This is a genomic window from Bradyrhizobium sp. UFLA01-814 (assembly GCF_046718885.1).
GTDB lineage: Bacteria > Pseudomonadota > Alphaproteobacteria > Rhizobiales > Xanthobacteraceae > Bradyrhizobium > Bradyrhizobium elkanii.
Map to the genome: position 1 here is coordinate 32,138 of NZ_JAQOSR010000034.1, position 25,736 is coordinate 57,873.

Annotated in this window: 19 protein-coding genes; 7 read left to right on the top strand and 12 right to left on the bottom strand. The window is 64.8% G+C overall.

Annotated elements, in window-relative coordinates; all coding sequences use genetic code 11:
* Nucleotides 1-260: 260 nt before the first annotated feature.
* Entirely contained in the window at nucleotides 261-1,877 is a 1,617-nt protein-coding gene (locus tag PMN64_RS13085; RefSeq protein WP_304498400.1) for a phosphoenolpyruvate carboxykinase, read from the top strand.
* Nucleotides 1,878-2,100: 223 nt separating this feature from the next.
* Here the strand turns inward: PMN64_RS13085 and rocF are convergent, their stop codons facing one another.
* The 3 genes from rocF to PMN64_RS13100 form a co-directional block, all read right to left on the bottom strand.
* Nucleotides 2,101-3,078, bottom strand: a complete 978-nt coding sequence (gene rocF / locus PMN64_RS13090) for an arginase (RefSeq protein WP_411780988.1) — start codon at nucleotides 3,076-3,078, stop codon at nucleotides 2,101-2,103.
* A 102-nt stretch (nucleotides 3,079-3,180) separates the two neighbouring features.
* The gene (locus PMN64_RS13095) at nucleotides 3,181-4,002 is read right to left on the bottom strand and encodes an acyl-CoA thioesterase (protein WP_411780989.1); all 822 of its coding nucleotides are present in this window, start codon (nucleotides 4,000-4,002) and stop codon (nucleotides 3,181-3,183) included.
* Nucleotides 4,003-4,137: 135 nt separating this feature from the next.
* Nucleotides 4,138-6,681, bottom strand: coding sequence for a glycogen/starch/alpha-glucan phosphorylase (locus tag PMN64_RS13100; protein WP_411780990.1), 2,544 nt, complete (start codon nucleotides 6,679-6,681; stop codon nucleotides 4,138-4,140).
* Between the two features lie 270 nt (nucleotides 6,682-6,951).
* Here PMN64_RS13100 and PMN64_RS13105 point away from each other — a divergent pair, with 270 nt between their 5' ends.
* On the top strand, nucleotides 6,952-7,185 hold the full coding sequence (locus PMN64_RS13105) for a hypothetical protein (RefSeq protein WP_016843279.1): 234 nt from the start codon (nucleotides 6,952-6,954) through the stop codon (nucleotides 7,183-7,185).
* A gap of 291 nt (nucleotides 7,186-7,476) precedes the next feature.
* Here PMN64_RS13105 and PMN64_RS13110 read toward each other — a convergent pair whose 3' ends face one another.
* Nucleotides 7,477-7,770 carry a GIY-YIG nuclease family protein gene (locus PMN64_RS13110; RefSeq protein ID WP_411780991.1) on the bottom strand — a complete coding sequence of 98 codons (294 nt, stop codon included), beginning with the start codon at nucleotides 7,768-7,770 and terminating at the stop codon, nucleotides 7,477-7,479.
* A gap of 194 nt (nucleotides 7,771-7,964) precedes the next feature.
* Between PMN64_RS13110 and PMN64_RS13115 the strand changes: the two genes are divergently transcribed.
* Nucleotides 7,965-8,396 carry a hypothetical protein gene (locus PMN64_RS13115; RefSeq protein WP_016843277.1) on the top strand — a complete coding sequence of 144 codons (432 nt, stop codon included), beginning with the start codon at nucleotides 7,965-7,967 and terminating at the stop codon, nucleotides 8,394-8,396.
* 131 nt (nucleotides 8,397-8,527) lie between these two features.
* Here PMN64_RS13115 and PMN64_RS13120 read toward each other — a convergent pair whose 3' ends face one another.
* Both PMN64_RS13120 and pyrE read right to left on the bottom strand, forming a co-directional pair.
* Nucleotides 8,528-9,316, bottom strand: a complete 789-nt coding sequence (locus PMN64_RS13120; RefSeq protein WP_411780992.1) for a DUF2865 domain-containing protein — start codon at nucleotides 9,314-9,316, stop codon at nucleotides 8,528-8,530.
* A 188-nt stretch (nucleotides 9,317-9,504) separates the two neighbouring features.
* Nucleotides 9,505-10,068 (bottom strand): orotate phosphoribosyltransferase, encoded by a 564-nt coding sequence (gene pyrE, locus PMN64_RS13125; RefSeq protein ID WP_018269561.1) that lies wholly within the window; start codon nucleotides 10,066-10,068, stop codon nucleotides 9,505-9,507.
* Between the two features lie 226 nt (nucleotides 10,069-10,294).
* Here pyrE and PMN64_RS13130 point away from each other — a divergent pair, with 226 nt between their 5' ends.
* Nucleotides 10,295-10,921 (top strand): glutathione S-transferase family protein, encoded by a 627-nt coding sequence (locus tag PMN64_RS13130; protein ID WP_092122897.1) that lies wholly within the window; start codon nucleotides 10,295-10,297, stop codon nucleotides 10,919-10,921.
* A 250-nt stretch (nucleotides 10,922-11,171) separates the two neighbouring features.
* Here the strand turns inward: PMN64_RS13130 and PMN64_RS13135 are convergent, their stop codons facing one another.
* The 6 genes from PMN64_RS13135 to PMN64_RS13160 form a co-directional block, all read right to left on the bottom strand.
* Entirely contained in the window at nucleotides 11,172-11,807 is a 636-nt protein-coding gene (locus PMN64_RS13135) for a LysE family translocator (RefSeq protein ID WP_411780993.1), read from the bottom strand.
* A gap of 243 nt (nucleotides 11,808-12,050) precedes the next feature.
* Nucleotides 12,051-15,089, bottom strand: coding sequence for a DNA polymerase I (polA, locus tag PMN64_RS13140; protein WP_411780994.1), 3,039 nt, complete (start codon nucleotides 15,087-15,089; stop codon nucleotides 12,051-12,053).
* Between the two features lie 223 nt (nucleotides 15,090-15,312).
* The gene (locus PMN64_RS13145; protein WP_028333805.1) at nucleotides 15,313-16,050 is read right to left on the bottom strand and encodes a response regulator; all 738 of its coding nucleotides are present in this window, start codon (nucleotides 16,048-16,050) and stop codon (nucleotides 15,313-15,315) included.
* Complete coding sequence (locus PMN64_RS13150; protein ID WP_411780995.1) at nucleotides 16,047-17,795, bottom strand: DUF3369 domain-containing protein; 1,749 nt, start codon at nucleotides 17,793-17,795, stop codon at nucleotides 16,047-16,049. The genes PMN64_RS13145 and PMN64_RS13150 overlap by 4 nt, the downstream gene beginning before the upstream one ends.
* Entirely contained in the window at nucleotides 17,765-19,831 is a 2,067-nt protein-coding gene (locus PMN64_RS13155; protein ID WP_411781000.1) for an ATP-binding protein, read from the bottom strand. Before PMN64_RS13155 ends, PMN64_RS13150 begins: the two co-directional genes overlap by 31 nt.
* 34 nt (nucleotides 19,832-19,865) lie before the next feature.
* A complete protein-coding gene (locus tag PMN64_RS13160; RefSeq protein ID WP_411780996.1) occupies nucleotides 19,866-20,822 on the bottom strand; it encodes a TRAP transporter substrate-binding protein in 957 nt (318 codons plus the stop codon).
* A 228-nt stretch (nucleotides 20,823-21,050) separates the two neighbouring features.
* Here PMN64_RS13160 and ugpB point away from each other — a divergent pair, with 228 nt between their 5' ends.
* From ugpB to PMN64_RS13175, 3 genes are all read left to right on the top strand, one after another.
* Complete coding sequence (gene ugpB / locus PMN64_RS13165) at nucleotides 21,051-22,370, top strand: sn-glycerol-3-phosphate ABC transporter substrate-binding protein UgpB (protein WP_028340479.1); 1,320 nt, start codon at nucleotides 21,051-21,053, stop codon at nucleotides 22,368-22,370.
* A gap of 267 nt (nucleotides 22,371-22,637) precedes the next feature.
* Nucleotides 22,638-23,588: an aminoglycoside phosphotransferase family protein gene (locus tag PMN64_RS13170; RefSeq protein WP_411780997.1), complete on the top strand. Its 951-nt coding sequence runs from the start codon at nucleotides 22,638-22,640 to the stop codon at nucleotides 23,586-23,588.
* 247 nt (nucleotides 23,589-23,835) lie between these two features.
* Nucleotides 23,836-25,458, top strand: coding sequence for an ABC transporter substrate-binding protein (locus tag PMN64_RS13175; protein WP_411780998.1), 1,623 nt, complete (start codon nucleotides 23,836-23,838; stop codon nucleotides 25,456-25,458).
* Nucleotides 25,459-25,736 lie beyond the last annotated feature (278 nt).

Consider the following 25,736-nt stretch of genomic DNA (forward strand, 5'->3'; position numbering starts at 1 on the left):
AACGTCGCTCGACTGTCGGGAAAACAACGAGAAAACGAAAGCAAGACGAAAGGGTTTCGCGCTGCGGTATTTGCGCCAGATGATGTGCCTGCCTTGGAATCAGCCAAAAGCCGTTCGATTGGCTTGGCAAGCCCGGCGATCCCCACTATTAGGTCGCCGGACCGAAGCCGAGAGGCTATATTCTGATCACGGTCACCGCGGCGGGGCGCGACTAGCGACATTCGCGCGAACAAGGATACGCGGGTTCGAGGAGGTTCTTCGTGCAAGAGACGGGCGTGCATAACGGTGCCTTCGGCGCCGACAAATTCGGCTTAAAAAATCTCAAGGGCGTGCATTGGAATTATGGCGCGCCTCAGCTTTACGAGCATTCGCTGCGTAATGGCGAAGCGGTGCTGTCGGCCGATGGCGCGCTTTGCGCGGATACCGGTGAGTTCACCGGCCGCAGTCCGAAGGACAAGTTCACGGTCCGCGACGGCCTGACCGACAAGAGCATGTGGTGGGCCGGCAACCAGTCGATCACCTCGGAGCAGTTCGCGGCGCTCCATGCCGACTTCCTCAAGCATGCCGAAGGCATGACGCTGTTCGCGCAGGACCTCTATGGCGGCGCCGATCCGAAGCATCGCATCAAGACCCGCGTCTTCACCGAGCTTGCCTGGCACTCGCTGTTCATCCGCACGCTGCTGATCCGCCCCGAGGCGTCGGAGCTCGCGAGCTTCGTGCCGGAGCTGACGATCATCGACCTGCCGAGCTTCCGCGCCGATCCGAAGCGCCACGGCTGCAAGTCGGAGAACGTCGTCGCGATCGATTTCGCCCGCAAGATCGTCCTGATCGGCGGCTCGCAATATGCCGGCGAGATGAAGAAGAGCGTGTTCACCACGCTGAACTTCTATCTGCCCGAGAAGGGCGTGATGCCGATGCACTGCTCGGCCAATGTCGGCGCCGACGGCGACACCGCGATCTTCTTCGGCCTGTCCGGCACCGGCAAGACCACGCTCTCGGCCGATCCGAAGCGTACGCTGATCGGCGATGACGAGCATGGCTGGAGCGAGGACGGCGTCTTCAATTTCGAAGGCGGCTGCTACGCCAAGTGCATCAAGCTGTCCGGCGAAGCCGAGCCGGAAATCTACGCCGCCAGCAAGCGGTTCGGCGCGGTGCTGGAAAACGTCGTGCTCGGCGCCAATGATCGCGTGCCCGATTTCGACGACGGCTCGAAGACCGAGAACACCCGCTCGGCCTATCCGCTCGATTTCATCCCGAACGCCTCGCGCACCGGCTGCGCGCCGCATCCGAAGAACGTCGTGATGCTCGCCGCCGACGCCTTCGGCGTCATGCCGCCGATCGCCAAGCTCACGCCGGCGCAGGCGATGTATCACTTCCTGTCCGGCTACACCGCGAAGGTCGCTGGCACCGAGCGCGGCCTCGGCAACGAGCCGCAGCCGGAATTCTCCACCTGCTTCGGTTCGCCGTTCCTGCCGCGCGATCCGTCGGTCTACGGCAACATGCTGCGCGAGCTGATCGCCAAGCACAATGTCGATTGCTGGCTGGTCAACACCGGCTGGACCGGCGGCAAGTACGGCACCGGCCGGCGCATGCCGATCAAGGTGACCCGCGCGCTGCTCACCGCGGCGCTGAACGGCTCGCTCCGCAACGCCGACTTCCGCACCGACAAGTATTTCGGCTTCGCGGTGCCGACCTCGCTGCCGGGCGTCGAGCCGCACATCCTCGACCCGATCAAGACCTGGGCCGACAAGGTCGAGTTCGACAAGACCGCGCGTGCGCTGGTCGGCATGTTCCAGAAGAACTTCGCCAAGTTCGAAGCGCAGGTCGACGCCGAAGTCCGCGCCGCCGCGCCGGAAGTGAAGCTGGCGGCGGAGTAAGCCGCGCAAGCAGTACGCGATTTGAAAAGGCGGCCGTTGTGGCCGCCTTTTTTGTTGCTTTGTTACGCAGCGCGCAACGCTATCTCCCCGTCATCCTGAGGTGCGAGCTCTTGCGAGCCTCGAAGGATGCACGGCCACAGTCGGGCCGTCGACCCTTCGAGACGCGCGCAAGTGCGCGCTCCTCAGGGTGACGGGCAGGAGCTGGAGCGCGTTTCGCTATGCCTTACTCCCCCATCTCCGGCAGCACCGCGTTGCTCGGCGTCTGGCGGTCGGTGATCTGCAGGCCGAACAGGCTGCCGATCAATTCGACGGCGACGCGCGCGGTGCGGCCGCGCTCGTCGAGGAAGGGATTGAGCTCGACGATGTCGAGCGAGCGCACCAGCCCGCAATCGTGCAGCAGCTCCATGATGAGATGGGCTTCGCGATAGGTCGCGCCGCCCGGCACCGTGGTGCCGACGCCGGGTGCCACCGCCGGATCGAGGAAGTCGACATCGAACGAGACGTGCAGCACGCCGTTCTTCGCCCTGACGCGTTCGATGACGCGGCGCGTGAGCACCGCGACGCCGAACTCGTCGATCTGGCGCATGTCCGCGATCGACACGTTGCGCTGCCGCAGCAGCTTGCGCTCCAGCGGATCGACCGAACGCGTGCCGATCAGGTCGAGCTGATCGGGCGGGATCGAGGCGCGCGGCAGCCCGCCGAGCAAATCGTCGAGACCAGGCTCGCCGCACAGGAAAGCGGCCGACATGCCGTGCATGTTGCCGGTGATGGTGGTGGCCGGCGTGTTGTAGTCGGCATGGGCATCGACCCACAGCGCAAACAGCGGCCGGCCCTTTTCCTGCCAGTAGCGTGCGACGCCGTTGATCGACCCCATCGACAGCGAGTGATCGCCGCCCATGAAGATCGGGATCGCGCCGGAATGCGCCAGCCAATAGGCGCGCTCGGAGAGCGCACGGGTCCAGGTCTTCACTTCATCGTAGAACCTGGTGTTGGCCGGCACCGGGCCGTCGGCGACGACCTGGGGGATCGCAAGGTTGCCGTGGTCGTCGACCTGGAAGTCGAGCTGCTCGAGCAGGCGCGCGATGCCCGCGGTGCGTAGCGCGTCCGGTCCCATCAGCGGGCCGGCCTGCGACGCGCCGATCTCGATGGGAACGCCAAGCAGGGCGATGCGCGAGGGTCTTGAAGTGTCGGCTTCGGACATGCAGCAGTGCTCCCAAAGGTGTGGAACAGAAGCGACGTGCCAATGTTCCCTCAACCCTTGAAATAGGCAATGCGGTCCTGACAGACCAATGTGGATATTTGGCTACGCCTTGAAGTACGCGATCTGCGTCGTGGTCGCGAGCAGCCGGCCGGAAGGCGACCACAATTCGCCGTGCTGGTCGCCGTAGCTCTTGTGGAAGGTCTTGGCGTCGGCTGTGGCGAGCACGCGGGTGATGTCCTCCGCATCCAGGTCGGCCGCGTCGGCGTGGAAATAGGTCGTCAGCGACACGGTGCCGAACGGCACCAGCTCATGCCTTGCGTGGAAGACGCGGCCGAAGAACGCGTCCGACATCGACATCAGCGACAGCGCATCGAGCTTGCGCGGCACACGGTCGGCGATCCAGAGCTTTGAGTAAGGGCTCGACGGCTGCTTCGCGCCGCCGCCGCCGGCGAACTTCGGCTCGCCCTCGGCGAAGCGGAAATCGTACTGGTTGGCCCAGGTCATCTTGAGCTTCGGAAAGGAGCGCAGCTCTTCGAACGGCGCGGCGCCCGGAAACCCGGCGGGCTGGTGCGACCAGGACGGGCGGCGCTCGGCGAACACGGCGGTCGCCAGCGTCGCGACCTCGCCGCCGCCCTGCGTCATCTCGACCGACCAGTGCTGGCTCGAGCGGTTGGCCTTGACCAGGCGGACATCGAGATCGAACACGCCCTCGGCGACCGGCGCGCAGTAGTTGACCGTCAGCGCCAGCGGATCGCCCGCGCGCTGCGGGTGCTGCATCAGCGCGCGCAGGATGGTCGCGGCCGTGCAGCCGCCGAACGGACCGACGAACGCCCAGTAATCGGGACTGGTCTGTCCCTGCCAGCGGCTGTCGCCGGCGGTCACGGCGGTTGCTTCATCGAAAAGGTGCGGGGTCTTGGTGAGCATGCAGATCTTTCAATATCGACTGGCGCTTCCGTATCGCCATACGCAATGACGAGCAATGACGTTCGTCATGCAATATCGCGGGCGATCGCGCTGATTTCAATGACGTCGGGCGTAATCGATTTCCGTGTCCCGGGATTAGCCCTTCGCCTCGCGCTGGGCGCCGAGCTGCGGCGAGGCGCCCGGATGCACCGGCACGTGCCAGATGTCCTCGGCATATTCGCGGATGGTGCGGTCGGAGGAGAACCAGGCCATGCGCGCGACGTTGAGGATCGAGGCGCGGGTCCAGGCGGAAGGCACGCGCCAGCGCGCGTCGATGCCGCGCTGCGCGTCGTAGTAGGAATCGAAATCGGCGGAGACCATGTAGTGATCGAGGTAGCGCAGCGCGTGCCCGATCGAGGCGAAGCGTGCGGGATCGCCGGGCGAGAACTCGCCGCTCTCGATGGCGCGGATCGCGCGCTCGAGCCGCGGCGATTTGCGGATCGCGTCGCTGGCGTCCAATCCCTGCTTGCGGCGGACCATGACGTCGCCGGCCTCGAGGCCGAAGATCGCGATGTTCTCCTCGCCGACATTGTCGCGGATCTCGATATTGGCGCCGTCGAGCGTGCCGATCGTCAGTGCACCGTTCAGCGCGAGCTTCATGTTGCCGGTGCCGGAGGCCTCCATGCCGGCGGTCGAGATCTGCTCGGAGAGATCGGCGGCCGGAATGATCACCTCGGCGAGGCTGACATTGTAGTCGGCGAGAAAGGCGACCTTCAGCCTGCCGCCGAGCGAAGCGTCGTTGTTGACGACCTCGGCGACGTCGTTGATCAGCTTGATGATCAGCTTGGCGTAGCGGTAGCTCGCCGCCGCCTTGCCGGCGAAGATTTTCACGCGGGGCACCCAGTCGCGCCGCGGATCGTCCTTCATCGCGTGGTAGAGCGCGATCGTCTCCAGGATGTTGAGCAGCTGCCGCTTGTATTCGTGGATGCGCTTGATCTGCACGTCGAACAGCGCCGAGGGATCGACCTGGATGCCATTACGCTCGCGGATCAGCCGCGCCAGCGCCAGCTTGTTGTGATGCTTGACGTCGCGGAAGCGCTTCTGGAATTCCAGATCGCTCGAATGGGTCTCGAGGCGCTCGAGCAGCGAGAAGTCGTCGAGCACGGCCTCGCCGCAGGTTTCGCGCAGCAGCGCGGTCAGCCGCGGGTTGGCCAGCATCAGCCAGCGGCGGAAGGTGATGCCGTTGGTCTTGTTGGTGATGCGCGACGGATAGAGATGGTGGAGGTCGTGGAACACGGTCTCCTTCATCAGGTCGGAATGCATCGCGGAGACGCCGTTGATGCGGTGCGAGCCGACGAAGGCGAGCTGGCCCATCCGTACGCGGCGGCCGCTGCGCTCGTCGATCAGCGAGACCGAGGCGCGATATTCGATGTCGCCGGGGAAGCGTTCCTCGGCGAGCGCGAGATGGGCCACGTTGATGCGGTAGATGATCTCGAGATGCCGCGGCAGCAGCCGCTCGAACAATTCGACCGGCCAGGTCTCGAGCGCCTCCGGCAGCAGCGTGTGGTTGGTGTAGGACAGCGTCGCGACCGTGATCTTCCAGGCCTCGTCCCAGCGGAAATTGTGCAGGTCGACCAGGATGCGCATCAGCTCGGTGACCGCAAGGCTCGGATGGGTGTCGTTGAGCTGCACGGCCGCCTTCTGCGCGAGGTTGCGCAGCCCGCCGTCGGAGGCGAGATGCCGCTTCACGAGATCCTGCAACGAGGCCGAGACGAAGAAATATTCCTGCCGCAGCCGGAGCTCGCGGCCCGCCGCGCTCTCGTCGTTCGGATACAGGAATTTGCAGATCGCTTCCGCGCGGGCCTGCTCGGCGCTGGCCGAGACGTAGTCGCCGGTGTTGAAGACGTCGAGCTCGAGCGGGTCGGGCGCATGCGCCGACCACAGGCGGAGCGCGTTGACGTGCTGGCCGCGCCAGCCGACGATCGGCGTGTCGTAGGCCATGGCCTCGACGGTTTCCGCCGGGTGCCAGGTGGCGCGGTCGCGGCCGCGATCGTCGACATGCTCGACATGGCCGCCGAAGTGAACGTTGTACACCACCTCCGGCCGCTGGAATTCCCAGGGATTGCCGAAGGCGAGCCACTCGTCGGGATATTCCTGCTGCCAGCCATGGTTCATGATCTGGCGGAACAGCCCGAAATCGTAGCGGATGCCGTAGCCGGTCGCGGGGATCGCCAGCGTCGCCATGCTCTCCATGAAGCAGGCCGCAAGCCGGCCGAGGCCGCCATTGCCGAGCGCCGCATCCGGCTCGCATTTGCGCAGGTCCGAGAGATCGACGCCGAGATCGCCGAGCGCCGCCTCGAACAGCGGCAGTAGTCCCATATTGTTGAGTGCGTCGGTGAACAGGCGCCCGATCAGGAACTCGAGCGAGAGATAATAGACGCGCTTGGCGCCGGCGTCGTAGCTCTGCTTCTCGGCCGTCAGCCAGTGGTGCACGATGCGGTCGCGCAGCGTCAGCGCCGCGGCCTTGTACCAGTCGCGTCTGGTCGCAACGGTGGCGTCCTTGCCGATCGCAAGCCGAAGCTTGGCCAGGATCGCGCTCTTGATCTCGGTCAGCGCCAGCTCGTCGATCGGCTGGTTCAATGCCGGGTAGTTTGTCTGTTCCTGCAACGCGCCCAATCCCTGCCGTTCAAACCGGAACATGATGCGATGATCGGCATCATGACCTCATCTCATTGGTGGAGCATGGTTCCCCCGGAAATCCCGGTTCCGCGGCCTTCCGATCACGCTCCGGCGCAATGATACCCGCGTTGCATGGCAATCGAAACCGTCAGGGACGATGCCATACACAGCGCTGCCGTGATTTTATGCAAGGACCGGGCCGCTTCGGGAACCTTCCGGAGCAGCCGTCATGGGTGCTACGATGGCGTTGCAGAAGCCGGGATTTGGCGACAATTGACCGGAGGATGCGTGATGAGACTCTTGATCGAGATCGCGGCCGCGGCGTTGCTCGTGGTGTGCATCACGGCGACCAGCGCAGCCGATGCAGCGGGCAGACCGGGCCGCAGCGCCGACGGCCTGAGTTGCGGCTTCAGCGTGGCGCAGAACGCATCGCCCGCCGCGCGCTGCGCCGCCATCAAGCGGCAATGCGGCGGCAAGTTCTACGCAAATGCCTGCGGTGACAAGCTGCTCTCGGCGGCGAACTAAGCGGCCGCGCAACGCGCTTTCACGCGCAATCAGAAACACCGTGGTGATACGGATTTCCAAGGCTTAACGGAGCCTTTACAAACACAGCTGTCGCTCGTGGGGCGGGCACATTTTTCAGCTCCGACGCATTTCATTCCGACGCATTTCATTCCGAAGCCATTTTCAACGGGCCGCTGACCTGGTCAGCGGCCCGAATTGCTTTGGGGGCAGCATCCGCGCGCGACGGGGCCATGATGCTCGCTCGCGCCGCATCGTCGTCCTGGCGAAAGCCAGGACCCATTACCCCAATAGTCAGATGAGGCCCGACAGGTCGTTCCAATCCGGATTTTCCGCTTCGATCAGCTTGATCTTCCAATCGCGCTTCCAGAACTTCAGCTGCTTCTCGCGTGCGATGGCTTCCTGCGGCGAGGCGAATTCCTCGATATGGACGAGGCGGAATATTTTGTACTTCAGCACAAATCTGGAGCCTCGCCCGGAACGATGCAATTCAAGCCGCGCGCCGACATCATTGGTGACCCCGATATAGATCGTGCCGTGATGCCGGCTTGCGAGGATGTAGACGTAATAGCTGCCAGCGGTGCTCATTCGTGGCCCGAGCTCGCGAGATGTCGGCCTATTGGGGTAATGGGTCCTGGCTTTCGCCAGGACGACGTCCGGGGGCGGTCTATAAACCAATCAGAACGAATTAAGAACACTTTAGCAAGTCTTTGATATATCATTGTGATTCGGTGCCTGCGCCGACACAATATCTATGGTCTTTCAGTCTCTGCGAGGACTACATGTCCACCATCGCCTTCGATCAATTCGCCCTGACCCGGATTGCCGATTTCGCGCGGTCGCTGTCGCGGCTGCACCAGGCCTCGCGGCGCCAGCCGATCGACGACGACCAGCTCGATCGCGAGTTCAACGCGGTCTGCATGTCGATCTGGGGCTACACCACGGACGATTTCAGCGACGAGCTGTTCTCGGACGAGGATCACGCCTGGCTCGATTCGCTCGATGAAGCGCATGCGCGGATTTTCGCCGGCGAGCAGGGTTATGATCTCGTCGACGATCACGGCATGCTGACGGACTGGTGGGGCTATTGCTGGATGATCCTCGCCGAGAAGCGCGGCATCCTCAATCCGGAGAACCGCGCGGCCGCGCGGGCCGCGATCGAGGAGAAATACATGGCCGCGCCGAACGTGATCGGCGTGATCGTGGCGCGCTGACAGTTTGCTATCCCGTCATTCGGGGATGGTGCGTTAAGCACCAGACCCGGAATCTCGAGATTCCACAATTCGCAATTGCGAATTGGGGGCTCGCCTCTTCGAGGCGCCCCGGAATGACGGGCTTACGCCCGTCAGTTCGCCTCGGCCCGCTTGGCGGGCTTTGCGGCGTTGCCCTTCGGCACACCAGACGACGGCGCGACATCGCTTCTGGTTTCAGGCAGCGGCGCATCGCCCGCGATCTCGGCGCTGACGGGGGCGACCTTCATTTCGCCGAGCCGCGCGCGGACCGCCGAGGTCAATCCGGGATAGGAGGCAACCGGCGTGAAGTCGAACGACTGCTCGTTGCCGACACGGATGCCGGTGTAGGCGACGAGGCCGTCGGTGGTCGCGATCACGTCGCCGGCACGCAGCGAGGCATCGAGCGCGAGGTCGACCGGCGCAAGCCCCGCCGGGTCACGGCCGTTGCAGGTGCAGTCGGCGCGCAGCGCCTTGCGATAGGCGAAGGCGTTCTCGCTGTCGGCGTAGCGTTCGCCGGCGGTCGATGCGGCGCTGTCGATATGGCTGCCGTAATAGACCTTGGTCGCGCTCGCCGGACAGAACGCCTGGCAAAGCTGCGCCGGCGTGGCGTTGCCGCGCATCGTCAGCGGAAAATATTTGCCGTCGCAGCTGCGCACGCAATATGCCGGTCCGGAACCGGCCACGCGCGGCGCCGAGATGGGGGCGGACGGCTGCCGTTCAGCCTGCTGGTTGAGGCCGAACGGGTCGGCGAAGAAACTGGCTTGCGGCGGTGCCTGCCGGCTCTGCTGCTTCTGGGAACCGCCGAAGAAGAAGTCGAGCAGCCCTTCGGCTGACACAGGCGCGGGCACCACCAGGATGGAACCCGCAACGGCTGCGGCGGCAAGCATCACGCGGCGCCGCATGCGCCGATCACTCAACTCTGTACGCAACGCCAACTCCACCCGACGCGCCACGCCGCGGCGACAAGCTGCCCCGGCGGAATCACCTTAAGGCGGGATGGTAAACGAGCGATTGATTGAGGGTGACGGCGTCACATGAAACGCGCACCGCGCGGCGATACGCGAAGACGGGAGATAGCCGCCAAAGCGCCTCAGTCCTTCAGGAACTCGCCCGCCTTGTAGAGCGCGCGGAACGGCAAGCCGGCTTCGGCAAACGTCTCGGTCGCGCCTTCCTCGCGATCGACCATGGTGAAGACCAGCGCGATCTCGCCGCCGGCCTCGCGTACGGCTTCCACCGCCTTCAGCGCCGAGCCGCCTGTCGTGGTGACGTCCTCGACGATGACGATGCGCTTGCCCGCAAGGCTCTCGCCCTTCGCAAGCCCTTCGACGGAAAGCTTAGCGCCATGCTCCTTCGGCTTCTTGCGTACGAAGAACGCCGCGATCGGGTGGCCCTTCAGCCAGGACAGCTGCGCGATGGCGCCGGCGAGCGGCACCGCGCCCATCTCGAGCCCGCCGACGAAATCGAGCTTGTCGTCCTTCAGCGCTTCATAGGTGAGCTCGGCGAGCAGCGCCGCGCCTTCAGGATCGAGCATCGTCGGCTTCAGGTTGAAATAGAAGTCGCTCTTGCGGCCCGACGCCAGCGTGATCTCGCCGCGGCCGAACGAACGCTTGCGGATGATCTCGGCGAGGCGGGCGCGGGAGGCTGATTTGGACAAAGACTTTTTCCCTTGAGGGTTTGAGGCGGGCGGCAATCTATCCACGCTTACCGGCACATTCCAGCGTGGAAATTCCGCCGTCAACAGTGCCCAAGCCGCGATTTCCGCGGGCGTGCTTTCCGGAAAGCGCGGTTGTGCGGCCGTTCCGTTCCCCGTAAGCAGGTGCCAAACACTCGACCAAACACTCGACCAAACACTTGCCCAAACACTTGCACGGGAAGCGGAAATGACCATCGAGCTGCACACCTGGAACACCCCCAACGGCCGCAAGATCTCGGTGGCGCTGGAGGAAATGGGGCTGCCCTACAAGGTGATCCCGGTGAACATCGGCAAGGGCGAGCAGATGGCGCCCGCCTTCCTCGCGATCAGCCCGAACAACAAGATCCCGGCGATCGTCGATCCGGATGGGCCCGGCGGCAAGCCGGTCAGCATTTTCGAGTCCGGCGCGATCCTGCTCTATCTCGGCGAGAAGACCGGCAAGTTCCTGCCGAAGCCGCTCGCCGAGCGAATCCCGGTCTATGAGTGGCTGATGTGGCAGATGGGCGGCTTCGGCCCGATGCCGGGCCAGGTGCACCATTTCATCGCGCTGGAGAACGAGCAGGACCGCGCCTACGGCCTGAAGCGCTACATGGCCGAGACGCGGCGACTCTACGGCGTGCTGGATCGCCGGCTTGATGGGCGCGAATTCGTCGCCGGCGATCTGTCGGTCGCCGATTTCGCCATCCTCGGCTGGGCCTGGCGCCATCCGCGCCACAAGGTCGACCTGGCCGACTTCCCCAACGTCAAGCGCTGGTACGAGACGCTGATGGCTCGCCCCGCGACGAAGCGGGGCATGGAGGCGAAGCTGGATTGAGGGTTGCTGAACCGTAGGATGGGTAGAGCGAAGCGAAACCCATCACTTCGAATCCGCGGCGGTCATGATGGGTTTCGCTGCGCTCTACCCATCCTACGCGCTTACTTCCCTTCTCCCCTTGTGGGAGAAGGTGGCGCGAAGCGCCGGATGAGGGGTTGTCCCCGCAGACGAACCCGTGGAAACAACCCCTCACCCGGCTTCGATGCGAAGCATCGAAGCCACCCTCTCCCACAAGGGGAGAGGGTACTCGCTAGGCCCGCCGCGCCTCGAGCGCCATCTTCATCGCCAGCCCTGCGAGCACCGTGCCCATCAGCCAGCGCTGCACCAAAAGCCAGGTCGGGCGGGTGCCGAGGAACACCGCGATCGAACCGGCGGCGAGGGCGATCATCGCGTTGACGCTGACGCTGATCACGATCTGGATCGAGCCGAGCGCGAGCGACTGCGTCAGCACGCTGCCGCCGGCGGGATCGATGAACTGCGGCAGCAGCGCCAGATAGAGCATCGCGATCTTCGGGTTGAGCAGATTGGTGACGAAGCCCATCGCGAACAATTTACGCGGGCCGTCGACCTTCAGCGTCTTGACCTGGAACGGCGAGCGGCCGCCGGGCTTCAATGCCTGCCACGCCAGCCAGAGCAGATAGCCCGCGCCGGCAAAGCGCAGCGCGTCATAGGCGTAGGGAATCGCAAACAGCAGCGCGGTGATGCCGAATGCCGCGCACAGCATGTAGAACACGAAGCCGAGCGCCACGCCGCCGAGCGAGACGATGCCGGCCGCCGGCCCCTGCGTGATCGAGCGCGAGATCAGATAGATCATGTTCGGCCCCGGCGTCAGCACCATGCCAAGGCAGATGAGCGCAAAGCCGAGCAAAGCGGATGTGTGGGGCATGATGGGTCTCGCGAGGGATGCGCACACTTCTAGCGTGTCGTCCGTCGCGCGGCCATGCTGGAATTGCTCTCGGAGCAATGTCGCGGCGAAGCCGGTGCGCTCCCTCGCCCCGCTCTTGCGGGGAGAGGGTTGGGGTGAGGGGCTCTCTCCACCTGTAGCGGCCGTGGTTAGACCTGTACCCCCTCACCCGGATCGCAAGAGCGATCCGACCTCTCCCCGCAAGCGGGGAGAGGTGAGGAGCCGCTAATGCGCCTCGTCCCAGTTGTTCGCGGCGCGGGCATCGACCTGCAGCGGCAGCGACAGGAGCACCGCCGGGAACGGCGCATCCTGCATCACCTTCTGCACCACCGGCAGCGTCGCCGCGACCTCATCGTCCGGCACCTCGAAGATCAGTTCGTCATGCACCTGCAAAAGCATCTGCGCCGAGAGCTTCTTCTCGGTGAGCGCGTCCTCGACGCGGATCATGGCGCGGCGGATGATGTCGGCCGCGGTGCCTTGCAGGCGCGCATTGATGGCGGCGCGTTCGTTGAAGGCGCGCACCGAGGCGTTGGAGGCCTTGATGTCGGGGTAGTAGCACTTGCGCCCGAACAGCGTCGTCACATAGCCGTTGCGGCGGCAGAAATCCTTGGTCTCGTCCATATAGGCGCGGATGCCCGGGAAGCGCTCGAAGTATTTCTTGATGTAGGCCGAGGCCTCCTCGCGGGCGATGCCGAGCTGGTTGGCGAGGCCGAATGCCGAGATGCCGTAGATGATGCCGAAATTGATCGCCTTGGCGCGGCGGCGCACCTCGCTCGGCATGTCCTTGATCGGCACGCCGAACATTTCGGATGCGGTCATGGCGTGAATGTCGAGCCCGTCGCGGAATGCCTGGCGCAGCACCGGCACGTCGGCGATCTCGGCGAGCAGCCGCAACTCGATCTGTGAGTAGTCGGCCGACACCAGCTTGTGGCCCGGCGTCGCGATGAAGGCGCGGCGGATCTTGCGGCCGTCCTCGGTACGAACAGGGATGTTCTGCAGGTTCGGCTCGTTCGACGACAGCCGGCCCGTGGTGGTCGCGGCCAGCGCGTAGGTGGTGTGGACGCGATGGGTCTGCGGATTGACGTAGGTCGGCAGCGCGTCGGTGTAGGTCGACTTGAGCTTCGAGACCTGGCGCCACTCCAGGATCTTCTTCGGGAATTCGTGGCCCTGCTCGGCAAGCTCGTCGAGCACCTGCGCGGTGGTCGACCACGCGCCGGTCTTGGTCTTGCTGCCGCCGGGCAACCCCATCTTGCCGAAGATGATGTCGCCGATCTGCTTCGGGCTGCCGACATTGACCGGCTCGCCGGCGATCTCCTGGATCTCGGCCTCGACGCGTGCGGCGGTCTGGGCGAAATCGCCCGACAGCCGCGACAGCACCTGGCGGTCGATCGAGATGCCGCGCCGCTCCATCCGCGCCAGCACCGAGACCAGCGGCCGTTCCAGCGTCTCGTACACCGTCGCCATCCGCTCGGCGACGAGACGCGGCTTCAGCACGCGCCACAGCCGCAGGATCACGTCGGCGCTTTCGGCCGCATATTCGCCGGCCTTGTCGATCGTGACCTGATCGAAGGTCAGCTTGCCCTTGCCGCTGCCGACGAGGCCGCCGTAGTTGACGACGGCGTGGCCGAACCAGCGCTCGGCGAGCGCCTCCAGCGCATGCGAGCCACGGCCCGCATCGAGCGCGTAGCTCATCAGCTGCGCATCGTCGATGTTGCGCAGCGTGATTCCGTGCTGCGCCAGCATCACCGACGTGAACTTGACGTCGAAGCCGACCTTCTGGATGCCGACGGACTCCAGCAGCGGCCTCAGCGCCGCCAGCGCCTCGGCCGTCTTGATCTGGCCGGGTGCGAGGCCGGCATCGAACAGGCCCGCGCCACCGCCGGCCTGCCTGTGGCTGAGCGGGACGTAACACGCATCGTTTGGCGCCAGCGCCAGTGCAAGGCCCGAGAGCTCGCCCTGCATCGGGTCGATCGATTCCGACATCGCCTCGATCGCGACATAGCCGGTGTCGGGCACGCGGGCGATGAAGGCGTTGAGCTGATCGAGGCTGCCGATCGCCTGATACGCCTTGCGGTCGAAGCCGGTCTTCCTGATTGCCTCGCCACGGGCCTCGGCCAGCGTCGCCGGCGTGCCCTTCAGGTTTGAATTCTTGTCGTCACGCGCACCGGTCGGCTTGGCTTTCGGCAGCGGTGCCGCGGCCGATGTCGGGGTGTCTCCGGGCGCCGGCGTCACATCCGACGGCGGCAACGGCGAGAACACGCTCGCGCCGCTCTTGTTGCCGGGGTCGGCCTCGACATTGGCCGGGTCGATCTGCGCGTAGTCGGCGACGCGGCGGGTGAGGGTGGTGAACTCCATCGCCTTGAGGAAGGCGATCAGCCGGCGCGAATCGGGGTCGTTCACGGCGAGGTCGTCGAGCGGCACTTCGAGGTCGACCTTGTCGTCGAGCAGCACGAGCTGGCGCGAGATGCGCGCCTTGTCGGCGTTCTCCAGCAGCGCCTCGCGCCGCTTCGGCTGCTTGATCTCGCCGGCGCGGAACAGCAGCTGATCGAGATCGCCATATTCGATGATCAGCTGCGCGGCGGTCTTGATGCCGATGCCTGGCACGCCGGGCACGTTGTCGGTGGAGTCGCCGGCCAGCGCCTGCACCTCGACCACCTTCTCCGGCGGCACGCCGAACTTCTCGATCACCTCGTCGCGGCCGATGCGGCGATCCTTCATCGTGTCGTACATCACGACCTTGTCGTTGACGAGCTGCATCAGATCCTTGTCCGATGACACGATCGTCGTGGTCGCGCCGCGCTCGCTGGCGAGCCGCGCATAGGTCGCGATCAGATCGTCGGCCTCGAAGCCGACCTGCTCGAGGCAGGGCAGTTCGAAGGCGCGCACCGCCTCGCGGATCAGCGCGAATTGCGGGATCAAATCGTCGGGCGCCGGCGGCCGGTGCGCCTTGTAGTCAGGGTAGAGTTTGTTGCGGAACGTGATCTCCGACTTGTCGAACACGATCGCCAGATGCGTCGGCCGGTTGTCCTCGGGCATGTCGCGCAACAGCTTCCACAGCATGTTGCAGAAGCCGAGCACGGCGTTGACCTGCAGCCCGTCGGATTTGCGGTTCAGCGGCGGCAGCGCGTGGTAGGCGCGGAAGATGTAAGACGAGCCGTCGACCAGGAAGACATGGTCGCCCTTCGCCGTGGCCTTGGCGGCGACGGGCTTGGGGTCGGTCTTCGATGCGGGCTTGGCGGGGGCTTTGGAGGCTGTTTTCGGCATGGCCGAAACTTAGGGATTTTTGCGCGGATTGACAGCCTTTGTGTCGCTGAATCCGCCGGTGCCACACAACGATTTGTCGTCCTGGCGAAAGCCAGGACCCATTACCCCAAATGATCGTTGTTTGAGCCCGCTGTGGGTCCAGCCTACCCAACCCGGGCAGTCGTGGTTATGGGTCCTGGCTTTCGCCAGGACGACATTGAGAGGCGGGACAGCTTTCGCGGCGCTACGCCTTGTCCCCGGTCGGCGAGAACAGGTAGCCGCCGCCGCGGATGGTCCGGATCACCGACGGCTTGGTCGGGTCGAATTCGATCTTGCGGCGGATGCGCATGATGCGGAGGTCGACGGCACGGTCGAAGGCTTCCGCGTCGCGCGCATTGGCGAGTTCCAGGAGCCGCTCGCGCGACAAGACCCGCTTCGGGTTGGCCGCGAACACCTTCAGGAGGCCGAATTCGGAGGCCGTTAGCGGATGCTCATTGCCCTCGTCGTCGCGCAGCGCCTGGGCCTCGAGATCGAGCCATTTGGTGCCGAACCGCACCAGCTGCTCCTTTTCGGCCTTGGCGCTTGCCGGCTCCGGCGCCGCCGCTTTCGCCGGCCCGCTCCGCCGCAGCACCGAGCGGATGCGCGCCATCAGCTCGCGCAATTCGCAGGGCTTTGCCACGTAGTCGTCGGCGCCGAGCTCCAGCCCGACCACCCGGTCGATCGGGCTGGCAGTAGCTGTCAGCATGATGACGGGAACGTTGATCTTGCTCTTGAGGTCGCGAATGATCGACAGCCCGTCTTCCTCGGGCATGTTGAGGTCCAGCACCACGAGATCGGGCGTGCAGCCCTCGATCTCCTTGCGCAGGCTCTTGCCGCCATCGCACAGCGTCACGCCGAAGCCGTGCATCTTGAGGTAATCGCCGACCATTTCGCGGGCCGGCGCCTCATCGTCCACGATGAAGATATGCGGGTTCTGGCTCATGATGTCTCTGTCGCCGGCAGTGTAACCGTAAAGGTCGACCCCTGTCCGGGGCCCGGGCTCTGCGCGGTCACATGGCCGCCATGCATGTCGATGATGCGCTTGACGATGGAAAGGCCGAGGCCGGTCGAGCTCTCGCCCGCGGTCGGCTTGGCCGACAGCCGCTGGAACCGGCCGAACAGCCGGCCGAGATCCTCCGGGCTGAGGCCGGGACCCTGGTCGACGATCCGGATCACGGTGTCGTCGCCGTCATGGCTGACCGTGACCGTGATCTTGCCGCCGATCGGCGAATACTTGATGGCGTTGCTGACGAGGTTGTCGATCGCCTCGCGGATCCGGTCGGCGTCGCACATCGTGACGAACTGCTGCGGCCCCGAGACCGAGATGCTCTGCTGCTTGTTGACCGCCGAGGGCAAATTGGCCTCGGTGACCTCGTTGACCAGGGCCGCGACGTCGACCGGCTCGCGGCGGATGGTGATGTCGAACGCATCGGCCATCGCGTCCGAGATCAGATGGTCGACCATCGAGGTCAGCCGCTTGGTGGCGTCCCTGATGTGCTCGACTTGCGACGTGACGTTTTCCTTCGGCGAGCCGGCGCCGATCAGCTCGGTCAGCATCTCTGTGCGGCCGAGGATGACGCCGAGCGGGTTCTTCAGATCGTGGGCGACGGTGCCGAGGATCTCGTTCTTGAAGCCGTTGGCGCGCTGCAGCCGCAGCCATTGCGCCGAGAGCCGCCGGTTGGCCTGCATCAGCGCGCGGGTGCGCTGCGCGACGCGGTCCTCGAGCTGGGTATTGGCCTCGTGCAGCTGCTGGTAGAGGATCACATTGTCGAACGCGATCGACAGCCGGCTCGAGAAGATCTCGACCAGCGCACGGTCGGTGTCGGAGAGCTGGCGCTCGGCCTGCAGCAGCACCACGACCTCGCGGCCGCTGCCGGTGCGCGAATAGAGCACGCTGCGGTGGTCGGCGAACTCGTTCTTGCGGCGCTGGAATGCTTCCTCCACCATGTGCCGCAGGTCCGGATCGAGCGCCTTCGACGAGGTGGTGCCGATGAAGCGGCTGTAGCAGCCCGAGCAGGCCAGCACCGAGAAATCGGCCGCCGCCGAATTGCCGTCGTCGCGCAGCACCAGAATGCCGGCGCAGTCGACGTTGAGCAGCGAGGCGAGCTGGGTCAGCACGCCCTCGGCCAGCCGCTGCATCGATTTGAAATCGTACAGCGTCGAGGCCGCGTCGATGATGATCTCGAGCCCGCGCCGCGTCTGCACCATGCGCTCGAGTTGCTGGTAGCTGCGCAGCGCGGCCGTCAGCGACGTGAACAGCTTGTCGGCGGTGAGCTCGGTCTTCGCCTTGTAGTCGTTGATGTCGTATTGCACGATGACGCGCCGTTCCGGCGCCTGGCCGGGCTGGCCGGTGCGCAGGATGATGCGCACGGTCTCGTTCTTGATCTCGTTGCGGATGAACTCGACGAGCTCGAGGCCGGCGACGTCGGTCTCCATGATGACGTCGAGCAGCACGGCTGCGATGTCGGGGTTGTCCCGCATCAGCGTGCGGCCTTCGGCCGCAGAGTAGGCGGAGAGGATCTCCAGCGTCGAACCGTTCAGGTTGTAATCGCTCAGCGCGAAGCGGGTGCCTTCATGGACGGCGTGATCGTCGTCGATAACGGCGATCTTCCATTTGCGGGCCGACGAGTCCTCCGGGGGGCTCTCGGTATCGTCGATCAGTTGGAGGACATCGTCCTGTTCGGCCATTGACTGGTTCCGTCGGCTGCTGCGTCAGTGATCGTGGGCTGGCCCATGGGCTGTCCTTTGGCGATCCTGGGCATGATAATGCGAAAAGTGGTGCCTTGTCCTACCCTTGACTCCAGCATCATGCGTCCACCGAGCTGCTGGGTGACGAGGTTATAGACGATGTGGAGGCCGAGGCCCGTACCACCTTCGTTGCGGCGCGTCGTAAAGAACGGGTCGAACGCCTGCCGCTGCACGTCCGGCGTCATGCCAGCCCCGTCGTCCGCGAAGATGATCTCGACATCGTCAGCGCCGCGCCCGCGCGCCGAGATGGTGATGGTGCCGGAGCGGCCATCGGCGAAGGCATGATTGACGGCGTTGAGGAAAAGATTGGTTAAGATCTGCCCATAGGCGCCGGGATAACCGTCGATCAGCAGTCCCTCGGGCACATCGACCGAGAGTGCGATCGCGGCCTTCTTCAGCACCGGCCGCAGGCTCGCCACGATCTGGTCGGTGGATTCGCTCAAGGCAAACTGGCGGCGCTCGGCATGCGAGCGATCGACGGCGACCTGCTTGAACGACTGGATCAGCTCGCCGGCGCGCGTCAGGTTCGCGACCAGTTGCTGCGATGCGTCACGCGAGGCGCGCACGAACTCGTCGAGCTTGGAGCGGCGCAGCGGCTCGGTCTTCAGGTCGTTATCGAACATCTCGCTGCGGCGGGCGAAGCTCGAGGCCACCGTCAGGCTGATGCCAATCGGATTGTTGACCTCGTGGGCGACGCCGGCGACGAGGCCGCCGAGCGCGGCGAGACGCTCGGCATCGATCAGGTTCTGCTGCGCGGTATTGAGCTCGAGCAGCGCGCTTTCGGCCTCCTCCTTGGCGGTGCGCAGCTCGTCCTCGGTCTTGCGCTTGGCGATCGCGTTTTCGCGGAACACTTCGACCGCACGCGCCATGGCGCCGACCTCGTCCTTGGCCGAGGTGCCCTGCACCGGCCGGTCGAGGTCCCCCGAGGTGATGGTGCGCATCGCGGCCATGATCTGCGCCAGCGGCAGGCGGATCGACAGCGCGATCATGACGCCGGCCGACATGATGACGCCGAGGAAGATCACGGCGATCGACAGCACCCGGCGCGAGATTGAGGTCAGCGTCTTGTCGAACGTCTCCTGCGCCTTCTGCTCGCGCTGGCGCATCTTCACCGAGAGATCGTCGATCGCGCCGATCGCGTCGGCCTGGCTGGCGTCGATCGAGTTGCGCAACAGATCGGTGCGGTTGGTGAGCTGCTCGCTGAGCTTGCCGAGCCCGTCGCGCAGCTCGGCGGTCTTGACCTTGAGCCGCGCCAGCGCCATCCGCTGCAGATCGTTCTCGGCCAGATCGGTCATGACGGGAATCGTCCGCTCGATCGTATCGATGTTGCGGCGGGCTTCCTCGGCCGACGAGGAGGCCAGCGAGAGGTAATAAGCGTTGGCGGCGACCAGCAGCGAGGTGAACGCTTCGCGCGACTTGCCGAGCGCGGGCCAGATCAGTGCATCGCGATGGCCGGTCGCGCCCTCGATGATCGAATAGAGTCCGGCCATGTCCTTGGTCGGCGACAGCACCTGCTCGTCATAGGTCTTGGCGATCCTGGTCTGCACGGTGCGCAGTTCGCCGAAGCCGTCGAGGAAACGGCTGGTGACGCGCTCCAGCTGCTCGACCGAGCCTGACAGCATCGGGTCGGTCGAGGCCCGGTTGGTCAGCGTGCCGAGCACGGCCTCGCGGAGCAGCAGGATTTCCGCGAACAGGTCCGGGCTCGGCTGGTTGATGTAGCGATGGATCAGGTTCTGCAGGCGGCTGGTCTCGCTTTCGAGCTTGGCCAGGATCTTGTCGGATTCCCGCACCTGGCGGACATCCTCCCAGGCCGAGCCGAGCACCTTCGCGCCGTTCCAGATCAGCACGGCCAGCACGATCACGACCGCGGAGTTGAGCAGGGCGATCGAAAGGATGCGCCAGCGGATCGGGACCGCACGCAGCAACTGGACGATGCGGAAACGGCCCTGCGGCCCGAAGGCCGCCCGCCGTCGCATCGTCCCGTCCTGCTTTGATGCGTCCAAGATCCGGTTACTCCATGTTGCGGATGCGTTCGATCAGCGCCGATATCGCGGGATCGCGCTCGGCCCTGGCGTAGATGCCGGCCATTGCAGCTTCGAACGGCTTGCGGTCGATATCGGCCACGATCTCGACGCCCGCCAGCTCCGCCTGCTTGCGCGAGCGCTGTTCGAGCTCCCGCCACCTCTCGCGCATGTAGACGCTGGAGCGCTGTGCGGCCTCGCGGAAGATCGCCTGCTCCTCCGGCGAGAGGCTGGCCCAGGCCTTTTGTGACATCAGCAGCACGTCCGGACTGAAAGTGTGTTGGGTCAACGTGTAGTAGCGGGCATGTTTGTAGTGACCGGTGGTGACGAAGGACGCCCAGTTGTTCTCGGCGCCGTCGATCAGCCCGGTAGCGAATCCGGTCAATACCTGGCCGTAGGGCATCTGGACCGGCTGGGCGCCGAGCGCGCGCATCACGTCCGACATCCGTTCGGATTGCTGCACGCGCAACCGCAGTCCCTTGACGTCGTCGAGCGAATGGACCGGGTGGACGCTGTTGTAGATCGAGCGGGCGCCGGAATCGTAGAAGGCCAGCCCGACGAAGCCGTGAGCCCCGAGACTGTTCAGGATCTCGCTGCCGATCGGTCCATCCAGCACGTTCTGCAGGTGCTCGGGCGATCGAAACAGGAACGGCATTGCCAGCACGTTGACCGACGGCACCATTGTCCCGATCAGCGCGACATTGGTCCGGTTCAGGTCGATGGCGCCGGCCCGGGTCTGCTCCAGCGTCTCCTTTTCCTCACCGAGCTGGCGGGAATGGAAGACCACGATGCGGTGCCGGCCGGCGGTGCGTTCAGCGATCAGGCGGTCCATGTAATTCAGCGCCTGGACGGTCGGATAGTCCTCATTCTGGGTATCGGCGGTACGGAATTCGCGCGCAAAAGCGCTCGCCGGGACCGCTGCCCATGACAGCGCGACGGCAAGCATCGTTATCCGCGAAAGGCCGGCGCGGCGGTACACAGGCTACAATTCCCCTTGTGATTTGTGTCCAGGGCGGGAAGAAAAGGTTCAACGCATTTTTAGCAGAATGGCGCCGGTTCGCCATCGGCCAAACGTTAAATCCGCGGTGCAACCTGTGGTGTCGGTTGAATCTGTGGTTGTAGCGCCTTATGAGGGCGTGTTGGCATCCGGGAACGGCTCGTCGTGAAGTTCGCTTTGAAGCTCGCCTTGAAGCTTTTGCACCTCGTCGTCGCGGCTCTTCTGCTTGTGTCGCCGGCGCGAGCGGCCACCGAGATCATGTGGTGGCACGCGATGTCGGGCGAGCTCGGCAAGCAGCTCGAGAAGCTTGCCGCCGATTTCAACGCCTCGCAATCCGACTACCGGATCGTGCCCGCCTACAAGGGCAACTATACCGAGACCGTCACCGCGGCGATCTTCGCCTTCCGCTCGCGCAGCCAGCCGGCGATCGTTCAGGTCAACGAGATCGCGACCGCAACCATGATGGCGGCCCGCGGCGCGATCTATCCGGTGTTCGAGCTGATGCGCGATCAATCCGAGGCATTCGCGCCGTCGGCCTATCTGCCCGCGGTGGCCGGCTACTATGCCGATGTCGACGGCAACATGCTGTCGTTCCCCTTCAATGCCTCGACGCCGATCCTCTACTACAACAAGGATATGTTCCGCTCCGCCGGGCTCGATCCGAGTGTGCCGCCGAGGACCTGGCCGGAGCTCGGCGTCGTGGCCAAGCGGCTGCGCGCGGCGGGCGCGATGTGCGGCGTGACCACGTCGTGGCCCTCCTGGATCAATGTCGAGAACTTCTCGGCCTTCCACAATCTGCCGATCGCAACCAAGGCCAACGGGTTTTCCGGGCTCGACGCCCAGCTGATCTTTAACAATCCGCTGGTGGTGCGCCACATCGCGCAGCTCGCGCAATGGCAGGCCGACAAGACCTTCGACTATAGCGGCCGCGGGCAGGCGGCCGAGCCGCGCTTCCAGAAAGGCGAGTGCGGCATCTTCATCGGCTCGTCGGGTACGCGCGCCGACATCAGGGCCAATTCCAAATTCGAGGTCGGCTACGGCATGATGCCGTACGAACCCGACGTGCAGGGCGCGCCGCAAAACTCGATCATCGGCGGCGCGACGCTGTGGGTGCTGCGCGACCGGCCGCGCGCCGAGTATGCCGGCGTGGCGAAGTTCTTCGCCTATCTGTCGCGGCCGGAGGTGCAGGCCGCCTGGCACCAGAACACGGGCTACCTGCCGATCACCCGCGCCGCATTCGATCTGACCCGTGCGCAGGGTTTCTACGATCGCAATCCCGGCGCCTCGATCTCGATCGAGGAGGTGACGCTGAAGCCGCCGACCGACAATTCGAAGGGCATCCGCCTCGGCTCGTTCGTCCTGATCCGCGACGTGATCGAGGAGGAGCTCGAGCAGGTGTTCGCCGGCAAGCGTTCGGCGCAGGCCGCGATGGACAACGCCGTCGAACGCGGCAACCGCCTGCTGCGCCAGTTCGAGCGCGCCAATCCGGATAGGTGAGGGGCATCCAGGCTGCTCAACTGTTTCTCCGTCATCCTGAGAGGATGTGAATGTATGACTCTGTGGTCGCGCAACAGATTCCATGTCGTCCCTGCGAAAGCAGGGACCCATAACCACCGAAGCTCATAGTTGTGCACCACTGGAACGACGGGTCCCTTTCACAACATCCGCCGCGGAGTATGGGTCCCTGCTTTCGCAGGGACGACAGTTGAATAAGCCTTTGCGCGGGGGATGACGGGGATGGATTGGGCGACGAGATTCCTTGAAATGATATCCCTTCCACCCCTCACCAACTACGACAGCTACCGCGCCTGGCGCAGCGACGCGTCGCGCTGGCTGCCGGTCGCGCGCGATATTGCCGATGGCCACGGGCTGTCGTGCGCCGCGCCGCACGTGTTCTCGACCGGTACCAACCTCGTCGTCGGGCTCGACGATGGCCTGATCCTCAAGCTCTTCCCGCCGTTTCTGCGCCCGCAATTCGTGTCCGAACGCGGCGCACTCGCGGCGTTGCGCGGAAGGCTCGGCATTCCGATCCCTGACCTGGTCGCGGAGGGCGAGCGTGACCGCTGGCCGTATCTCGTCATCACGCACCTCGCCGGCACCGTCGGTTCGGAGGTGTGGCCGGCGCTGCCGGAGGCCGAGCGGGAGCGTGTGCTCGCCGAGATCGGGGCCGTGATCGCCGAGGTGCAGCGCGTGCCGCCTGGCAACCTGCTTGCGATCGAGCCGCGCTGGGAGGCCTTCATGCGCACCCAGATCGCGCAGTGCCGGACGCGGCACCAACGGCTCGGCCTGCCGGCGAAATTCCTCACCTCGCTCGGCGATCTCCTGCGTGACGCCACTGAGTTGATCCCGATGAACGCGCCGCCGGTGATCCTGACCGGCGAATACATCCCGGAGAACTTTCTGCTCGGACGCCGGGCCGACGGCTGGCACGTCGCCGGCCTGTTCGACTTCGGCGACGTCCGGACGGGGTGGGGTGAGTACGACCTGCTCGGCCCCAGCGCCTTCATGGCCGCCGGGCATCCGCGCCGGGTGCGCAGCCTGTTCGACGGTTTCGGCATCTCGCGCACTGACGTGACGTTCACGCTGAAGCGGCGGCTGATGGCGCTCTTGATGCTGCACTCTGCGAGCGATCCGCTCCGGCACATCTGCATCGAGCGTTGGCCGGAGCGGGTTGATGACTTCGTGCAGTTGCAGGAGTTGGTCTGGCCGGATTAGCGCGCTTCAGCGCGCGACATCCATTGCCGGCCACAAAGCAAGCAGGAGTCGTTTCTTGCTCATTCATTGAGCATATCGCCCGTCTTTGTATGCAATTGGCGATGGGAGATTTTGCCCGACCGGGATACCTGTCGACGTTTTCTCTCGCCCCGGCAAGGCATTAGCAGGACATAAGATTTCGTTAAGGGTTGGCACAATCCTTGCGATCTGAGTTCCAAGGCCGTTTCCCAAGGCGTTGGAGCATCACATGAAGCGTCGCGATTTCCTCAAATCGGTGTCCGGACTGGCCGCGGGGGCGCTGGCGCCGACCGCGCCGGCGATCTGGTCGCCGGCCAAGGCCGACGCGCGCTCCGAGACGCTGCTCATCGTCTCCGAAGGCGGTCCCAACAATCTCGATATCCACGGCGTCGGCACCAACGTGCCGGGCTATGAGGTGTCGTGGAATTGCTACGACCGCCTGATCAGCCACGAGATGAAGAGCGGTCCGGGCGGTGTGCCTTATTACGACCGTGACAAGTTCAAGCCCGAGCTCGCCGAGGATATCAACATCGGCGACATGTCGGTCACCTTCAAGCTGCGCAAGAACGCCAAATTCCACGACGGCACGCCTGTCACGGCGAAGGACGTCAAATGGTCGCTCGACCGTGCCGTCTCTGTCGGCGGCTTCCCGACCTTCCAGATGAGCGCGGGCTCGCTGACCAAGCCCGAGCAGTTCGTGATCGTCGACGACACCACGGTGCGCGTCGACTTCCTGAAGAAGGACAAGCTGACGATCCCCGACCTCGCGGTCATCGTGCCCTGCATCGTCAATTCCGAACTGGTGAAGAAGAACGCCAGCGAAAAGGATCCGTGGGGCCTCGAATTCACCAAGCAGCAGACCGCGGGCTCCGGCGCCTACAAGGTGACCAAGTGGACCGCCGGCACCGAAGTCGTCATGGAGCGCAACGACGATTGGGTCTGCGGTCCGCTGCCGAAGATCAAGCGCGTGATCTGGCGCATGGTGCCGCAGGCCGGCAACCGCCGGGCGCTGCTCGAGCGCGGCGACGCCGACATCTCCTACGAGCTGCCGTTCAAGGATTTCCAGGAGATGAAGGCGAACGGCAAGCTCAACGTGGTCTCGCTGCCGTTCTCCAACGGCATCCAGTATATCGGCATGAACGTGACCAAGCCGCCGTTCGACAATCCCAAGGTGCGGCAGGCGATGGCCTACGCGATGCCGTACCAGAAGATCATGGATGCGGTGCTGTTCGGTCTCGCCAACCCGATGTTCGGCGCGGCAAAGGACAAGCCGACCGAGGCCGCCTGGCCGCAGCCGACCAAGTATTACACCGACATGGAGAAGGCCAAGGCGCTGCTCGCGGAGGCCGGCTACGCCAACGGTTTCGAGACCACGATCTCGTTCGACCTGAATTTCGCAGGCGTCAACGAGCCGCTCTGCGTGCTGGTGCAGGAGAGCCTCGCGCAGCTCGGCATCAAGACCACGATCAACAAGGTGCCCGGCGCCAACTGGCGCACCGAGCTCACCAAGAAGGAAATGCCGCTGTTCACCAACGTGTTCTCGGGCTGGCTCGATTACCCCGAGTACTTCTTCTACTGGTGCTACCACGGCAACAATTCGATCTTCAACACGATGAGCTACAAGTCATCAGAGATGGACAAGCTCATCGACGGTGCGCGCGTCGCCGCCGCGAATGGCGACACCGCGGCCTACGACGCCGACGTCAAGGGCTTCGTCGATCTCGCCTTCGCCGACATCCCGCGCATCCCGCTCTATCAGCCCTTCGTCAACGTCGCGATGCAGAAGAACGTGACCGGCTACGAATACTGGTTCCACCGCCGCCTCGACTATCGCGCGATGGCGAAGGGGTGAGGCGGTGATGCTGATGGCCCGCCACGCATCGGCATATGGCGTTCATTCGCGTGAGGTGAGCACATCTCTCAGGCTCCCTCCCACCTTGCGGGGGAGGGAGCCCTGCCAGTCCTGTCGTGGCGTTGCTGCCGGAGACCGCGAGGCGCAGATGCTGATCATCCGCGACACGCCGGCGTCGGCCGCTCACGTGAGTGAGGTGAGCACGCCTCTCAGGCTCCCTCCCCCCTTGCGGGGGAGGGTGGGGAGCTGTCTCTTATACACATCTGACGCTGCCGACG

What these genes read in the sequence shown, in the direction of transcription:
- PMN64_RS13130 (WP_092122897.1), top strand. Translation starts at nt 10,295, where the DNA reads ATGACCATCGAGCTGCACACCTGGAACACCCCCAACGGCCGCAAGATC.
- PMN64_RS13155 (WP_411781000.1), bottom strand. Translation starts at nt 19,831, where the DNA reads ATGCGACGGCGGGCGGCCTTCGGGCCGCAGGGCCGTTTCCGCATCGTC.
- polA (WP_411780994.1), bottom strand. Translation starts at nt 15,089, where the DNA reads ATGCCGAAAACAGCCTCCAAAGCCCCCGCCAAGCCCGCATCGAAGACC.
- rocF (WP_411780988.1), bottom strand. Translation starts at nt 3,078, where the DNA reads ATGTCCGAAGCCGACACTTCAAGACCCTCGCGCATCGCCCTGCTTGGC.
- PMN64_RS13095 (WP_411780989.1), bottom strand. Translation starts at nt 4,002, where the DNA reads ATGCTCACCAAGACCCCGCACCTTTTCGATGAAGCAACCGCCGTGACC.
- PMN64_RS13105 (WP_016843279.1), top strand. Translation starts at nt 6,952, where the DNA reads ATGAGACTCTTGATCGAGATCGCGGCCGCGGCGTTGCTCGTGGTGTGC.
- PMN64_RS13150 (WP_411780995.1), bottom strand. Translation starts at nt 17,795, where the DNA reads ATGGCCGAACAGGACGATGTCCTCCAACTGATCGACGATACCGAGAGC.
- PMN64_RS13145 (WP_028333805.1), bottom strand. Translation starts at nt 16,050, where the DNA reads ATGAGCCAGAACCCGCATATCTTCATCGTGGACGATGAGGCGCCGGCC.
- PMN64_RS13160 (WP_411780996.1), bottom strand. Translation starts at nt 20,822, where the DNA reads ATGCTTGCCGTCGCGCTGTCATGGGCAGCGGTCCCGGCGAGCGCTTTT.
- PMN64_RS13100 (WP_411780990.1), bottom strand. Translation starts at nt 6,681, where the DNA reads ATGTTCCGGTTTGAACGGCAGGGATTGGGCGCGTTGCAGGAACAGACA.
- PMN64_RS13170 (WP_411780997.1), top strand. Translation starts at nt 22,638, where the DNA reads ATGATATCCCTTCCACCCCTCACCAACTACGACAGCTACCGCGCCTGG.
- PMN64_RS13115 (WP_016843277.1), top strand. Translation starts at nt 7,965, where the DNA reads ATGTCCACCATCGCCTTCGATCAATTCGCCCTGACCCGGATTGCCGAT.
- PMN64_RS13175 (WP_411780998.1), top strand. Translation starts at nt 23,836, where the DNA reads ATGAAGCGTCGCGATTTCCTCAAATCGGTGTCCGGACTGGCCGCGGGG.
- PMN64_RS13110 (WP_411780991.1), bottom strand. Translation starts at nt 7,770, where the DNA reads ATGAGCACCGCTGGCAGCTATTACGTCTACATCCTCGCAAGCCGGCAT.
- PMN64_RS13135 (WP_411780993.1), bottom strand. Translation starts at nt 11,807, where the DNA reads ATGCCCCACACATCCGCTTTGCTCGGCTTTGCGCTCATCTGCCTTGGC.
- PMN64_RS13120 (WP_411780992.1), bottom strand. Translation starts at nt 9,316, where the DNA reads ATGCGGCGCCGCGTGATGCTTGCCGCCGCAGCCGTTGCGGGTTCCATC.